The organism is Actinokineospora sp. UV203, assembly GCF_056323665.1.
On record NZ_CM150484.1, the window covers coordinates 332026 to 345564 of the forward strand.

The 13539-nt window shown below is 68.9% G+C and carries 12 protein-coding genes and 2 pseudogenes; 4 read left to right on the top strand and 10 right to left on the bottom strand.

What is annotated here, in order from left to right; translation table 11 throughout:
- Positions 1 to 114: 114 nt before the first annotated feature.
- The 7 genes from ACUZ2Y_RS01530 to ACUZ2Y_RS01560 all read right to left on the bottom strand — a co-directional run bounded on the left by ACUZ2Y_RS01530 (position 115) and on the right by ACUZ2Y_RS01560 (position 8236).
- Entirely contained in the window at positions 115 to 1515 is a 1401-nt protein-coding gene (locus ACUZ2Y_RS01530) for a cellulase family glycosylhydrolase (RefSeq protein ID WP_476326155.1), read from the bottom strand.
- A 60-nt stretch (positions 1516 to 1575) separates the two neighbouring features.
- Positions 1576 to 2562 carry an N-acetylglucosamine kinase gene (locus ACUZ2Y_RS01535; protein ID WP_476326157.1) on the bottom strand — a complete coding sequence of 329 codons (987 nt, stop codon included), beginning with the start codon at positions 2560 to 2562 and terminating at the stop codon, positions 1576 to 1578.
- A complete protein-coding gene (locus ACUZ2Y_RS01540; RefSeq protein ID WP_476326159.1) occupies positions 2559 to 3809 on the bottom strand; it encodes a 6-phospho-beta-glucosidase in 1251 nt (416 codons plus the stop codon). The genes ACUZ2Y_RS01535 and ACUZ2Y_RS01540 overlap by 4 nt, the downstream gene beginning before the upstream one ends.
- On the bottom strand, positions 3806 to 4630 hold the full coding sequence (locus tag ACUZ2Y_RS01545) for a carbohydrate ABC transporter permease (protein WP_476326161.1): 825 nt from the start codon (positions 4628 to 4630) through the stop codon (positions 3806 to 3808). The genes ACUZ2Y_RS01540 and ACUZ2Y_RS01545 overlap by 4 nt, the downstream gene beginning before the upstream one ends.
- Positions 4627 to 5631, bottom strand: coding sequence for a carbohydrate ABC transporter permease (locus tag ACUZ2Y_RS01550; protein ID WP_476326162.1), 1005 nt, complete (start codon positions 5629 to 5631; stop codon positions 4627 to 4629). The genes ACUZ2Y_RS01545 and ACUZ2Y_RS01550 overlap by 4 nt, the downstream gene beginning before the upstream one ends.
- Complete coding sequence (locus ACUZ2Y_RS01555; RefSeq protein WP_476326164.1) at positions 5631 to 6944, bottom strand: ABC transporter substrate-binding protein; 1314 nt, start codon at positions 6942 to 6944, stop codon at positions 5631 to 5633. The genes ACUZ2Y_RS01550 and ACUZ2Y_RS01555 overlap by 1 nt, the downstream gene beginning before the upstream one ends.
- 83 nt (positions 6945 to 7027) lie before the next feature.
- The gene (locus ACUZ2Y_RS01560) at positions 7028 to 8236 is read right to left on the bottom strand and encodes an ROK family transcriptional regulator (protein WP_476326166.1); all 1209 of its coding nucleotides are present in this window, start codon (positions 8234 to 8236) and stop codon (positions 7028 to 7030) included.
- A gap of 351 nt (positions 8237 to 8587) precedes the next feature.
- Between ACUZ2Y_RS01560 and ACUZ2Y_RS01565 the strand changes: the two genes are divergently transcribed.
- From ACUZ2Y_RS01565 to ACUZ2Y_RS01575, 3 genes are all read left to right on the top strand, one after another.
- A complete protein-coding gene (locus ACUZ2Y_RS01565) occupies positions 8588 to 9430 on the top strand; it encodes a nitroreductase/quinone reductase family protein (RefSeq protein ID WP_476326168.1) in 843 nt (280 codons plus the stop codon).
- Between the two features lie 107 nt (positions 9431 to 9537).
- Complete coding sequence (locus ACUZ2Y_RS01570) at positions 9538 to 10383, top strand: oxygenase MpaB family protein (RefSeq protein ID WP_476326170.1); 846 nt, start codon at positions 9538 to 9540, stop codon at positions 10381 to 10383.
- The gene (locus ACUZ2Y_RS01575) at positions 10380 to 10961 is read left to right on the top strand and encodes a TetR/AcrR family transcriptional regulator (protein WP_476326172.1); all 582 of its coding nucleotides are present in this window, start codon (positions 10380 to 10382) and stop codon (positions 10959 to 10961) included. The genes ACUZ2Y_RS01570 and ACUZ2Y_RS01575 overlap by 4 nt, the downstream gene beginning before the upstream one ends.
- 349 nt (positions 10962 to 11310) lie before the next feature.
- Here the strand turns inward: ACUZ2Y_RS01575 and ACUZ2Y_RS01580 are convergent, their stop codons facing one another.
- Positions 11311 to 11691 carry a hypothetical protein gene (locus ACUZ2Y_RS01580; protein WP_476326174.1) on the bottom strand — a complete coding sequence of 127 codons (381 nt, stop codon included), beginning with the start codon at positions 11689 to 11691 and terminating at the stop codon, positions 11311 to 11313.
- Positions 11692 to 12130: 439 nt separating this feature from the next.
- Between ACUZ2Y_RS01580 and ACUZ2Y_RS01585 the strand changes: the two genes are divergently transcribed.
- Positions 12131 to 12559 carry an SRPBCC family protein gene (locus ACUZ2Y_RS01585; RefSeq protein WP_476326175.1) on the top strand — a complete coding sequence of 143 codons (429 nt, stop codon included), beginning with the start codon at positions 12131 to 12133 and terminating at the stop codon, positions 12557 to 12559.
- Here the strand turns inward: ACUZ2Y_RS01585 and ACUZ2Y_RS01590 are convergent.
- Positions 12558 to 12641, bottom strand: a pseudogene (locus tag ACUZ2Y_RS01590) (NAD(P)(+) transhydrogenase (Re/Si-specific) subunit beta); the annotation flags it as partial. The gene ACUZ2Y_RS01585 and the pseudogene ACUZ2Y_RS01590 overlap by 2 nt on opposite strands.
- A 34-nt stretch (positions 12642 to 12675) precedes the next feature.
- Positions 12676 to 13532, bottom strand: a pseudogene (locus tag ACUZ2Y_RS01595) (SDR family oxidoreductase).
- Between the last annotated feature and the right edge of the window lie 7 nt (positions 13533 to 13539).

Here is a 13539-nt window from a genome sequence, read left to right on the forward strand (position 1 = left end):
AGTGAGTCGCCCCTCCCAGCGAACGAGTTCACCATTCGAGGTCATCTCGATGTCGAACTCGCTTGCCGGAAGGGGCGACTCGGTTGCCTGGAGGGGCGACTCGCGGGGGGCAGGTCAGCTTGTCGGGAAGTTGTCCGCGGTCCTCATCCGCTCACGGACCCACACGCCCGCGGGCTTGAGCCGCGAGGTGCCCGCGTACGGTCCGCCAGGGCAGGTCCCCGGCTGGAAGACCGCACCCGACCGCTGATCGTCGGAGAAGTTCCAGTTGACCCAGCTGATCTTCTTCGCCGCCATCAGGTCCAGGTACCGCTGCGACATGGTGAAGTTGTTCGCGCCGTCACCGCTGTAGTCCTGGGTGCCGAACTCCGTGACGAACATCGGGATCCGGTCGGCCGCCCGCGACAGTGTGTTGAGGTATTCATCGGTGTGGGAAGCGGCGTAGAAGTGGAAGACGTACATGATGTTGGCCGCCGACACCGGGTTGTTGACGACCTCGGTCTCGCTGCCGCCCTCGGAAACCCCGAGCGACGACCACGCGCGGGTGCCCACCAGGATCGGCGTCTCCGGGTCGTGGGCGCGGATCACCGGGATCAGCTCCTGGGCGTAGGACTTGATCCGCGACCAGCTCACGCCGCTGGGCTCGTTGGCGATCTCGTAGAGCAGGTTGGTCTTGTTGTTGTGCCGCTGGGCGATCTCGGTGAAGAAGGTCTTGGCACGGCTCAGGTTGTGGTACGGATCGCCCGGGCTGAGCATGTGCCAGTCCACGATCGCGTACATGCCCCGCGCGGTGGCCTGCTCGATGATCGAGTGGACCAGATCGGTGTAGTAGCGCGGGTTCGTCTCATACCCGCCTTCCTGGATATACATCGAGATCCGCAGGACGTCGCCGTTCCAGTCCGTGGCGAGGGCGTCGAGCGAGGCGCCGCTGACGCAGTTGCTGTACCACTGCAGCCCGTGCGTGCTCGCGCCGCGCAGCTGGATGGGTTTGCCGTACTGGTTGCAGAGCTTGGTGCCGCAGACCTTCAGTTGGCCGTTGATCGCGGCCGGTGTCGCACCGGCGGTCGGGCCGCCGACGGTGAGGCTGTCAAGGTTGGGCCCGCCGATGGCGGTGACCGCTGTCGCCCGGATTCGGTTGGTGCCCGCCGCCAGGGTCGCGGTGGTCGACGCGGTCTTCCATGTCGACCAGGCGCCCGTGGGGCCGAAGGCGAGGTCGTCGGCGGCGAGGCTGCCGTTGACCCGGATGTCCATCGGCCGGTTGGCCGTGCTGCCGTTGGCGAAGCGGAAGGCCAACGTGGTCGGGCCCGCCGCCGCGGCGGTCACGGTGAACTCGGCGTAGCTGCCGGTCACGTTGTCGTAGTTGACGAATCCGGTCCCGGTGAAGCCGGCGTGGTTGGACTCGACCACCCCCTGGGACACGGTCGCCGCCTCCGCTTGGTGCACCGTCGGAGCGGCGGACACCGGCTGGGTCGGCAGGACGATCGCCACCATGGCGGCGGCCGCCCCCAGGGCGAGCAAGGCACGGGTCGTTCGCGAACGTGGTTTGGCGCAGGGTCGCACGTTGATTCCTCTCTCTGGTCAGATCTCTCCCGGTTGATGTGCGGCGATCAGGCGCCGCACTCGCGCGCGCATCGCGTCCTGGGCGGCTCGGTCCGCCCCGAGTGTGTCCATCGCCAGCAGGGCGGCGCCCACGACCGGCGGATCGGTGACCAGCGTGATCTCCGCGCGTGGCGCTTCGACCCGCAGACCGGTGCTGACCAGCTGAAACAGCAGTGGATCGAGGGCCCGCAGCACCCCGCCGCCGAGCACGACGGCGGTCGGCGCCGCGAGCAGGTCGAGCCTGCGCAGCGCGGCCGTGGCCAAGGCGACGATCTCTTCCCCCTGCCTGGTCACCACCGAACGCGCCACCTCGTCGCCCGCCGCGGAGACCTGGAACAGCACCGGGCTCAGTTCCCCCAGCCGCCGAGGGGAAATCTCGCCGAGGTGCACGGCGGCGGACACCTCGGCGGCCGTGGTCCGGCCAAAGTGCCGGGCCACGGCGGCGACCAAGGCGGTCGCCGGGCCGCGGCCGTCCTCGGCCCGGGCCGCGTGCCACAGCGCGAGCGCGCCCAGGTGCTGGCCGCCGCCCCAGTCGCCGGAAACGTGCCCCAGTGCGGGAAACCGGACCATCCGGCCGTCCGCCGCCCGGCCCAGGCAGTTGATCCCCGCCCCGCACACCACCGCGACGGCGTCAGGCGCCTCGGTGCCCGCCCGCAGCAGCGCCGCCATGTCGTTATCCACAATGGACTTGTCAGCCCAGTCCGCCGTCTCGACGGCCGCGGTGAGCGCGGCGACCTCGACCGGCAAGTCCGCGCCCGCCAGGCACACCACGGCCAGCTCCGGGCGCCGCCCGTCCCCGACCCCGCGCACCAGCTGGGTGAGCTTGCCCATCACCGCGCACAGCCCGCCCGAGGTCTGGTGGTTGGTCCCGCCGCCGCGGGCGAAGCCCACGACGTGGCCGCTGGTGTCGCCCACCAGCACCTCGGTCTTGGAGTTGCCGCCGTCGACGGCGAGGAACACGCTCATCTGGCCCAGGCCAGATGAGCGGCGTTCTCGGCCAGCAGCCGGTCGGTCAGCGTCTCCGCGAGGTCGACCTGGCCCACCAACGGATGCGCCAGCAGCGCGCGGAACACCCGGTCCCGCCCGCCGTGGACCGCGGCGTGGACCGCGAGATCCTCGTAGCCCGACACATGGCTGACCAGGCCCGCGATGTCAGGCCCGAGCGGCGCGGTCGGCAGCGGCGTCGCGCCCAGCGCCCCCACCCGGCAGGACACCTCGACGACCGCGTCGTCGGCCAGGTTCGGCAGCGTCCCGGCGTTGCGCACGTTGACCGCGTGCACCGCCTGGTCGTCGCCCACGAGGGAGGCGATCAGCCCGACCGCCGCCTCCGAGTAGTACGCGCCACCCCGCTCGCCCAGCAGGGCAGGCTTGGTGTCCAGCAACGGGTCGGCGTACATCGCCAGCAGTTCCCGCTCGATGTCGGCGACCCGCTGCCCGCGTGACGAAGTGGCGCGCTGTTCGGCGACAACTTCGTCATGGCAGTAGAAGTAGCGCAGGTAGTAGGACGGGATCGTGCCGGTCAGCTCCAGGACCCGAGGTGGGATCCTGACCAGTCCGGCGAGATCCTTGCCGTGCTCGGCCAACAGCTCGGGCAGCCGATCGGTCCCGCCGACGGTGACCGCGCGCTCCCAGCTCAGGTGGTTGAGGCCGACGTGGTCGAGCACGACCTCGGCGGGCGGCACGTCCAGCAGCCCGGCCACGTGCCGCTGCAGGCCGATGGCGACGTTGCACAGCCCGACGGCGCGGTGCCCGTCGTCGAGCAGCGCCCGGGTGACGATGCCGACCGGGTTGGTGAACGCCACGACCCACGCGCCGGACGCGGCCAGCTCGCGGGCGCGGCGGGCGATGTCGAGGACAACCGGCACCGTCCGCAACGCCTTCGCCAGCCCACCGGCTCCGGTGGTCTCCTGGCCGACACAGCCGCGGTCCAGCGGGAACGTCTCGTCGCTGATCCGGGCCGCCTGCCCGCCCACCCGCAGCTGGATGATCACCATGTCCGCGTCGGCGAGCCCGGTGTTGAGGTCGTTCGTCCACGTGAGACGGCCAGGATGCCCATGACGGGCCAGGATGCGCCGGGCGAACGGGCCGATCACGGCCAGCCGGTCGGCCGCCGGGTCGATCAGCACCAGCTCGTCGAACGGGCCGGAGCGGGCGAACCCGTCGACCAGTTCGGGCGTGTATGTCGACCCGCCGCCGACGACCGCCACCTTCATCCCTTCACCCCCGTGATTGTGACGCCCTGCACGAATGCCTTCTGGGCGAAGAAGAAGACGATGATCACCGGTGCCATCACCAGGACCGTGGCCGCCATGACGAGATTCCATTCGACGTGGTGCAGGTGTTTGAACTGCGACAGCGCCAGCGAGAGCGTCCAGTGCTCCTGGCTCTCGCTGGTGTAGAGCAGCGGCCCGTAGTAGTCGTTCCAGGTGAAGAAGAACTGGAAGATCGCGGTGGCGGCGATGCCCGGCCGGGCCATCGGCAGGACGACGCGCAGCAGCACCTGCCACTCGCCGCAGCCGTCGATGCGGGCCGCGTCGAGGTAGTCGGCCGGGATGGTGAGCAGGAACTGACGCAGCAGGAAGATGCTGAACGCGTCGCCCGCCAGCATCGGCAGGATCAGCGGCCACAGGGTGCCGGTCAGGCCGACGTCGGCCCACATCAGGTACAGCGGGACCGTGACCACCTGCGGCGGCAGCATCATCATGCAGATGACCACCACGAACGTCGCATTGCTGCCGCGCCAGCGCAGCTTCGCCAACGCGTAGGCGGCGGGCACGCTGGAGAGCAGCATGAACAGCGTCGCCAGCACGCTGTACATCAGCGTGTTTCCCAGATACCGCAGCATCGGGACCTGGGTGAAGATCGTGACGAAGTTCTCCGGGTGCCACGAGGATGGCCACCAGGTGCTGGTGAGCGCCTGCTCGCTGGTCATGAACGCGGTCAGAAGGACGAAACCGAAGGGCGCCAAGAACATCACCGCCACGGCGATCGCGATGCTGTGCCGGGCCACGCCCACCAGCCAGGACTGCCTCATCCGCGCTCACCTCCGGCGACGAACACACGGAACCGACGCAGCAGCACCAGGGTCACCGCGAAGGCGACCAGGAACAGCACGACGGCGAGCGCGTTCGCGTAGCCCATGTCGTAGAAGCGGAAACCCGAGACATAGAGGTGCATCGGGTAGGTCAGCAGCGCCTGGTCGGGGTAGCCGAACGTCGATGAGATGCCGCCGCCCGTGGTGGCCTTGCCGCTGGCCACGCTCGCCGCGACCGCGGCCTGGGTGAAGAACTGCAGGGTCTGGATCACGCCGGTGATGCCCGCGAACATCAGCACCGGGGAGATCGACGGCAGGGTGATGAACCGGAACTTCTGCCAGCTGCTCGCGCCGTCGATCGACGCCGCCTCGTACAGTGGCTTCGGCACGTCGAGCAGTCCGGCCAGGAAGATCACCATCAGGTCGCCGACCGCCCAGGTGCCCAGCAGCACCAACGACGGCTTGGCCCACTCCGGCGAGTCGAACCACAGTGGACCGTCCACACCGAACACCGCGAGCAGCTCGTTCACCGGCCCGGTGGCCGGGTTGAACAGGAACACGAACGCGATCGTCGCGGCCACCGGGGGAGCGAGGGCGGGCAGGTAGAAGATGATCCGGAACGCCGAACCGCCGCGCTTCACCGTGGTCAGCAGCATCGCCGTCCCCAGCGCCGCGAGCATCCGCGCCGGCACCAGGAAGACCACCAGCCACAGCGTGTTCGCCGCCGCCGTCCACGCCGTGCGGTCGCTGCCGAACAGGTGCTCGTAGTTGCGCAGGCCCACCCACGTCGGGGCCGTGAGCAGGTCGAACCGGGTGAACGAGAAGTAGATGGCCGACAGCAGCGGGTAGATGAGGAAGACCGTGATCCCGATGAGCGCGGGCGCCAGGAAGCTGAGCACGGTCAGCCGGTGCCGCCACCGCCGCCGGTCAGCTCGGCGGCGGTGGGGCACCCCCCGGCTGGGAACAGCGGCCCGCGTGACGTCGGTGATGGCCGCCGCCATCAGCGCCCGAGTTCCAGCGCCTGGTTGATCCGCGTGTCCAGGTCGGCCAGACCGCTCTTGAGATCGGGATGGCTGCCGCCGAGGTAGGCGTCGACGAACTCCTGGGTCAGCTCCACGTACTTCGGTCCGGCCGCGTTCGGCGGGGTGGTCGCGGTCTTGGGGTGGGCGAAGATGTCCAGGAACGTCTTGAAGTGCGGGTCCGCCTCGAGTTTGTCGGACTTGAGGGCGTCGCGGGTGCTCGGCACGTTCTTGATCGCGTTGGACAGCGTGACGATCGAGTCGGTGTTCGTGGTGAGGTACCGGACGAGTTCCCAGGCGGCTTCGGGGTTTTTGGCGTTGGCCGAGATTCCCGCGATGTTGCCGGTCACGTAACCCGCGCCGTAGCGGTCCTGCTGACCGTCGGGAACCGGGAGCGGCGCGGTGCCGAACTCGACGTTGGGTGCCTGCTCCCGCAGGAACGCCACCCGGTACTCGCCGTCGACCGCGATCGCGACCTTCGACTGGTGGAACGCGTTGTCCGCGCTCCACTCGTCACCCAGGCCCGAGGTGAACTTCGTCAGGTTGTCGTGGCCGTACCAGTCGACCAGATCCTTGTGCCAACGCAGCATTTCCTGCCACTGGGCGTCGCCGCCGATGGCCGACTTCTCCCCGGCGGTGAGCCACTGCGCGTTCCAGACCGGCGCCATGTGCGAGGGGACGTTCTCGTAGAAGTTCAGCAGGGGCACGAAACCGGCGACCTCGATGGTGCCGTCCGGCGCCCGCTTGGTCAGCTTCTTCGCCATGTCGGCCAGCTCGGCCATCGTCTTCGGGGGAGCGGTGTAGCCCGCGTCGGCGAGGAGCTTCTTGTTGAAGTACAAGCCATACACGTCGGCGAGGAACGGCATGGCACACCGCTTGCCGCGGTATTCGGTGTAGCTGCGGACCGTGTCCGGGAACTGGCCCAGGTCCACTTTGTCCCGCTCGATGTAGGGCTTCAGGTCGCGCCATGCCGCGCTGGAGCAGAACTTGCCGACGATGTCGGTGGAGTAGGACAGGCCGACGTCGGGGCCGTTGCCCGCCGAGATCGCTTGCAGCATCTTGGTGTCGTCCTGGCCCGAGGTGATCTTCACGTCGATCTTGGGGTGCGTTGCCTTGAACGCGGCGACGGCGTCCTCGATCGACTTGGCCTCGCGGCCGGTGAAGAAGTGCCAGAACTCCACGGTGCCGGAGGTTTCCTGTCCCGCCGGGGCCACGGCGGTGTCCGTGGTCCCTCCCGGTGTGCAGGCGGTCGTGATCAGCAACGCGGCGGCGGCTAACAGGGAGCGGGTCTTCATGTGATCTCCGAGGGGATGCGATGGGGGTTACCGCAGCAGGTACAGCAGCTACCTAAGTGGACCGTGACGGCGGACGACCACGGCTACAACGCATCCGCGGTCGTCCGCGTCAGGTGACCAGGCTTGTCAATTCGGGGAGGCGGCACAGCGAGCAATGCGGCGCGCACCGCGGAAAGGGTGGCGTCGAGCGCGCCCAACAGGACGACGTCGTCGGTGAGGCTGGTGGCGGCCACGGTGGTTTCGAGCACGGAGACGGTGCGCAGGGCGGTGCTCACGGCGTCCTGCAGGGCGGTGCCGCCCGCCTGCCCGACCTCGCCGCTGAGCACGACCAGCGGCGGGTCGAGCACCGCGACGACCGCGGCGAGCCCGACCGCGACGCGGATCGCCAGTTCGTCGAGGAAGGGTGAGTCGTCGGGGCGGGCGCAGGCGGCGGTCACGGCGTCGTGGCCGGTGTCGGCGGTGATTCCGTGGCGCAGCGCCAGTTCGCGGATCGCCGGGCCGCCGACGAGGTCCTGGAAGTCCTGCACGCCTTGGAGTTGGCCCGGCATCCCGACCGGGATGTACCCGATCTCGCCCGCCCCGCCCCGGGCGCCGCGCAGCAGCTTGCCGCCCAGGTCGATGGCCAGGCCGAGCCCGTCGCCGAGCCACAGCAGGGCGAACCCGTCGGACCCGGCCGCGATGCCCCGGCTGCGTTCGGCGACCGCGGCGAGGTTGACGTCGTTGTCGACGCTCACCTCGGTCCGCAGTCGCGCTCGAATCTCGCCGATGAGACCGGGGCGCGACCACCCCGGCACGTCGACGTAGCGGATCACGTCCGCGCGCTCGTCGTAGGAGCCGGGCACGCCGAGTTGGACGTGGTCGAGCTTGCGCAGCGGGACCCGGGCCTGTTTGCAGGCCGTGCGGATGGCGCCCGCCACGGCTTCGACCGGGTCGGTGAGCTCGAAGTCGACCGTGCTCTCCTCGCGCACCCGGACCTGGCCGGTGAGGTCGCAGACCGCCGTGACCAGGGTGTTCGTCGGCGTGCTGAGGGTGACCGCGGCGGCGTAGGCCGCGTCCGGGTTGACCGCGTAGACGTCGGCGTTGCGGCCCGGCCCGCCGGTGGTCTGCCCGACGACCTTGGCCAGGCCCGCCTCCTGCAGCCTGCGCATCACCTCGGACGTGGTGGGCTTGGCCAGCCCGGTCAGCTCGCGCAGGTGCCCCCGGGTGAGCGGCCCGCGCTCCAGCAGGAGCCCGAGCGCCGCGGTTTCGTTGATCTCGCGGAGCAGGCGTGACGAGCCGGCCAGTTGGTCCACGTCAGGTCCCGGTTCTTCGGCGGTGGGCGAACAATTAGTTAGGCAGACTGCCTAACTAATGGCGAAATCTAGAACCGTGTCGCACGCGCCGTCAAGGGGTCTGACCCTCTTGGTCTAGACCAGAATTTCCCGTTATTGGTTTGCCACGGCCCGTTGCGTCAGTAAGATCGTCGCCGTGACTGCCGGGTCGGCCATGGGCCACGAGCGAGTAAGCGGTCCGGCGAACGCTTGACCGCCGGGCGGGCCAGAGGCCCGCCTTCTGTTGTCTCCGCGCGTTTCCGCGCGACACCTGATGCTGAGTAGCCGCACTTCCGCGCGCCCGAGACCAACAGCCATGGAGACAACACACCTATGCCCAACCCGTTCAACCAGCGAATCATCGACGAGTTCCGCGCCAACGCCGGCCAGGTCGGCGGCGAGTTCGAGGGCTCCCGCCTACTTCTGCTCACCACCACCGGCGTCCGAACCGGGGCCCGGCACAGCACGCCGGTCAGCTACTTGCCCGACGGAGGTGACCGCGTGCTCGTCATCGCCTCCGCGAGTGGCTCTTCGAAGCACCCGCACTGGTACACCAACCTGGTGGCCGACCCGATGGTGCAGGTCGAGGACGGTGTCTTCACCTACGAGGCCCGGGCGACCGTCCTGGCAGGCGCCGAACGCGACGAGGCCTACGCCCGCGCGGCCGAAGACGACCCCGAGTGGGCCGAGTATCAGGCGAAGACGACCAGGGTCATCCCCGTGGTGGCCTTGGCGCAGGTCTCCGGCGGCCCGCCGAACGGCGCGACTTTCGGCGAGGCCCTCAAGCGCGTCCACGGCGGGTTCCGCCGGGAACTCGCGCTGATCCGCGCCGAGATCGCCAAGTCCGGTCCGCGGCTGGGCGCGCAGCTGCGGGTGAACTGCCTGACGATGTGCCACGGGCTGCACATCCACCACACCCACGAGGACCAGGGGATGTTCTCGGCTCTGGATGCGAACCACCCCGAACTCGCCGAGACCCTGGATCGGCTGCGGTTCGAACACGTGAAGATCGCGGCGCTCCTCGCCGACCTCCAGAAGGTCATCTCCGCCGTGTCCACCGTGGGGGTGGACCCCCAGGTGGTGCTCGCCGAGGTCGAGCGGCTCACCGCGGAGCTCGAACGCCACCTCGACTACGAGGAGGAGCAGCTGATCCCGGTCATCGACGGCGTCGCCTGACGACTCGCCCGCCCCTGGATAGCGTGAGAGAGTTTGGGTGTCACTCTCTCATGGAGGTGCGGATGAACCCGGTCGATCGGTCCCGCGACACTCCACACGATGACTGGGTGACGGACCCGGAGACACCGCCGCGCCCGCTCGGGCCGGAGTCGGTGGCATGGCGCGTCGGCGGGGACCGGTGCGCCATCCTCGCCGGCGGTGCGGCGTTGCTGCTGCAGGTCGCCCACCCGGTCGTCGGCGCGGGGGTGAAGGAGCACTCGAACTTCCGCGAAGAGCCGTGGAAACGGCTCGACGACACGCTGCGGTCATTGTTCTCCCTGATTTTCGCCGGCGACCGGGCCCTCGACGAAGCCGCCCGCCTGCGCGAGCTGCACAAGACGATCAAGGGCGTCGACCGACACGGGGAGCGGTACCACGCGTTGAATCCCGAGGCGTACTGGTGGGTGCACGCCACGCTCTTCGAGACAATGCTGCGGTACAAGGACATGCTCGGCGAGGAGATCAGCACGGCGGACCAGGACCGCATGTACGCGGAGTGGCGGCAGCTGGGCCGGATCCTCGGCCTGCGCGACCACCACATGCCGGACACCCGCCGCGGTTTTCACGACTACTTCACCGACATGGTGGAAAGCCGCTTGGAAGACAACGACTCAGTGCGCGACGTGCTGGCCTCGCTGCGGCTGAGTGATGTCCCCAAGCCGCCGGTGTGGTTCGTCCCCGGCGTCGCCTGGGCACTGGCCAAACCCCTCAACCGCGAGGTCCTGCGCCTCACCACGGCCGGTCTGCTGCCACCGAGGATGCGCGAGATCACCGGTCTGAAGTGGACCCCCGGCGACGAGAAACGCTTCCGCCGCCTGGGAAAGATGATCGGCCTGGTTGGAAACCGAACACCCGCCCGACTGCGCCTCTACAAGATTGCCTACGAAGCCAAGCGAACGGCTGGACTCCTATGATCCTCGGCGAGCACGACCAAGCCGAAATCCTCGACGGAGCTTTATCGGCTTTCCTGGAGTTCGGCATCCGCCGCACCAGCATGGGCGAGGTGGCGAAACGCTCGAAACTCAGCCCGGCGACGCTGTACCGCAGGTTTGCCCAGAAGAGCGACATCATCCGGGCGGTCGCCATCCGGGAGGCCCGCCGGTTCATCGAAGAGGTCGACGCTCGGATTGATCAGGGTGCGTCGGCGGAGGAGCAGGTCGTGGAGGGGTTCGTCGCCTTCACCCAAGGGGTGCGGCGTAACCAGCTGCTGACCCGGCTGTTGGTCACCGAACCGGAGTTCACCCTGCCGCTGCTGACCACCGAGGCCGGGCCGTTTCTGGCTCTGGGCCGCGATTATCTCGCGGGCATCACGCGGCGGCTGCAGGCTGAGGGCAAGGTGCGACCTTACGAGCCGGAGCCGGTCGCGGAGATCCTTGCTCGGCTCGCGCTTTCTCTGGTGCTCACTCCGGACGGGGTGATACCGGTGGATGACGGTGCGGGGGCCCGGGCCTTTGCCCGCGACCACATCACTGCTTTGGTTCGGCTGGCTTAGTTCGCGCCCCGCCTCAGCGATCACCCGTCCGTGCCTGTCGCGACCGAGACTTGGTCTCGCCCGAGTCGGACCGGCCGAACAACACTACGGCGACCAGTGCGTAGAGCAAGTTTCCCGCGAACCTGACAGTGGTACGCAAGGTGACCGGCTGGATCCGCGTCGTGGTGGTGGTCATGAGTTCTCCTCTCCCACCACCACTGTGGGCGCGCATGCCGTGCGCCCGCGTCGTCCTGGCGTCGTCGGCCGCTGTCCACCCCCGGTAGGAGTCGACCCTGAGGCCGACCCTGAGCCCACGCACGGCAAAGGGGCGTGATCCGAAGGATCACGCCCCTCGTGGTTACGGCGTAAGTCAGCCGTTGACCACGTTGTCGTTGCAGGCGACGTAGTCGGCGGTGTGGTCGACGGTCAGGGCCTCGATCGGGCCGTTCCACTGCCACGGCGCGACGCAGGCGTTGTCGAGGATGCTCAGGTGGTGGCCGCCGCCGTTGTTGTTCACGGTGTTGCCGTTGCAGGCGACGTAGCCGGCGGTGTGACCTGCGGTCAGCGTCTCGAGCGGGCCGTTCCACTGCCACGGGGCGACACAGAGGTTGCCCAGGATGGTCATGGAGTGGCCGTGACCCGGCTCGGTGGCGAGGTGCTGGGGGTCCGCCGTGGCGGTCCCGGCCGTTGCGAATCCGGTGATCAGCGCCGCGCCGGTGACGACCGCGGCGGCGAATGTCCTCTTGAACAAGGGAAACCTGATTTCTGTCGGGAACGATTCACGGGTGGCGGGGCTGCCACCACAGCCACTTTGCCCACTCCGCGCCGCGCCGCGCCGCAGCCACACGTACTTGTCACCCGACCTGTGTGCCTTGATCATTCGATCGGGCGAGTAACGCACCCACGATTACCCCGCGCCGTGACGATCTTCCCGAAAGAGTCGCACAAAATTGCGTGCGTCCATTTCGGACACTGAAACGTCCTGGTCAGGTCGGGAAGTACCGCAGGTCAGGCCACCGTCTCAGGTGAACAGTCATCGTCAGCGGGCACCGATGAGTGAACATAGTGACCCGATAGGTGTACTGAAGTCGCGCCGAACGCGCGATGCGGGAGTACGCAGCGGAGCAACAGCGTCGTCACACCCAGTGGCCCTGGAGCTATGCGGGTTCTGGCCGTCGTACACTCGGCGCATGCCCGGCCTGCAGCACACCGTCACCATCGCGGCCCCGCCCGAGCGGGTCTGGGCGGTGGTCGTCGACGTCGAGCGCTGGCCCGAGCGGATCCCGACGGTCGACGCCGTGGAGCGTCTCGACGCCGGACCGCTGGCCGTCGGCTCCCGAACCCGGTTGCGGCAGCCCCGGCTGCCCACAGCGGTGTGGACGGTCACCGAGCTGGCCGACGGGTCGTCATACACCTGGGAGTCGAGCTCGCCCGGCGCCAACGTCACCGCCGCGCACGTCGTCGAGCCGCACCCCGACGGGAGCAGGCTCACCCTCGCCATGACCGTGTCCGGTCCGCTGTCCGGGATCGGCTGGCTGCTGACGCGGTCGCTGACCAAGCGGTACGTGGAGACGGAGGCCGCCTCGATCAAGACGGCCGCCGAGACCTCGACCACGTAGCCAAAAGCACGTTCATGTGCCCGGGCAGCCTGCCCGCGACGGGGTGGATGCCGAACCGGACGTCGACGCCTTTCTCCCGCAGCCAACCACTCGCGCGAACTCGAAGCTCGCTCCGATCAGCCGGGCATGGTCTCGCCGCCGAGTGCCGCGAGGACTTCGCCGCTGTAGTACGACGACAGGCGTTCGGCGGCGAAGAAGACGTACGACGGTGCCAGTTCGTCCGGGTGGGCGGCGCGGCCCATCGGGACGTGTTCGCCGAACTTCGCGACGTGCTCCGCCGACATGGTGGACGGGATCAGCGGCGTCCACACCGGGCCCGGGGCCACGCAGTTGACCCGGATCCCGCGCTTCACCAGGCTCTGCGCCATCGCGTACGTCCACGCGATGACCGCGCCTTTCGTGGCTGAGTAGTCGATGAGCTTCTTGTTGCCGCGCAACCCGTTGACCGACGCGGTGTTGATGATCGCCGAGCCGTCGCCCAGGTGTGGCAAGGCCGCGTTGGTCACCCGGAAGTAGCTGTGGATGTTGACCTCGAACGTCCGCAGCCACTGGTCGTCGGTGATGTCCTCCGGGCGCTCGACCTCCGCCTGCGTCGCGATGTTGTTCACCAGGATGTCCACACCGCCGAGATGGTGCACGGTCGATTCGACGACCTCGACGCAGTGTGCGCGGGAACCCAGGTCGCCGGGCAGCAGCACGCACTCGCGCCCCGCGTCGCGGACGAGTCGCGCGGTGGCCTCGGCGTCGTCGTGTTCGCTGAGGTAGGCGATGGCGATGTCGGCGCCCTCCTTGGCGAAGGCGATGGCGACCGCCCGCCCGATGCCGGAGTCGCCACCGGTGACGAGCGCGGACTTGCCCGACAACAACCCCGACCCACGTAGTCGGCCATCGTGTCCCGCGGCCGAGGTCGCATCGATTCAGTGTCGCCGGGTGGCCGCTGCTGTTGAGGTGGTTGTTCGCCGGTGCTGGTCATGGCTGCG

What these genes read in the sequence shown, in the direction of transcription:
- ACUZ2Y_RS01535 (WP_476326157.1), bottom strand. Translation starts at nt 2,562, where the DNA reads ATGAGCGTGTTCCTCGCCGTCGACGGCGGCAACTCCAAGACCGAGGTG.
- ACUZ2Y_RS01540 (WP_476326159.1), bottom strand. Translation starts at nt 3,809, where the DNA reads ATGAAGGTGGCGGTCGTCGGCGGCGGGTCGACATACACGCCCGAACTG.
- ACUZ2Y_RS01545 (WP_476326161.1), bottom strand. Translation starts at nt 4,630, where the DNA reads ATGAGGCAGTCCTGGCTGGTGGGCGTGGCCCGGCACAGCATCGCGATC.
- ACUZ2Y_RS01550 (WP_476326162.1), bottom strand. Translation starts at nt 5,631, where the DNA reads ATGGCGGCGGCCATCACCGACGTCACGCGGGCCGCTGTTCCCAGCCGG.
- ACUZ2Y_RS01555 (WP_476326164.1), bottom strand. Translation starts at nt 6,944, where the DNA reads ATGAAGACCCGCTCCCTGTTAGCCGCCGCCGCGTTGCTGATCACGACC.
- ACUZ2Y_RS01565 (WP_476326168.1), top strand. Translation starts at nt 8,588, where the DNA reads ATGCCCAACCCGTTCAACCAGCGAATCATCGACGAGTTCCGCGCCAAC.
- ACUZ2Y_RS01575 (WP_476326172.1), top strand. Translation starts at nt 10,380, where the DNA reads ATGATCCTCGGCGAGCACGACCAAGCCGAAATCCTCGACGGAGCTTTA.
- ACUZ2Y_RS01585 (WP_476326175.1), top strand. Translation starts at nt 12,131, where the DNA reads ATGCCCGGCCTGCAGCACACCGTCACCATCGCGGCCCCGCCCGAGCGG.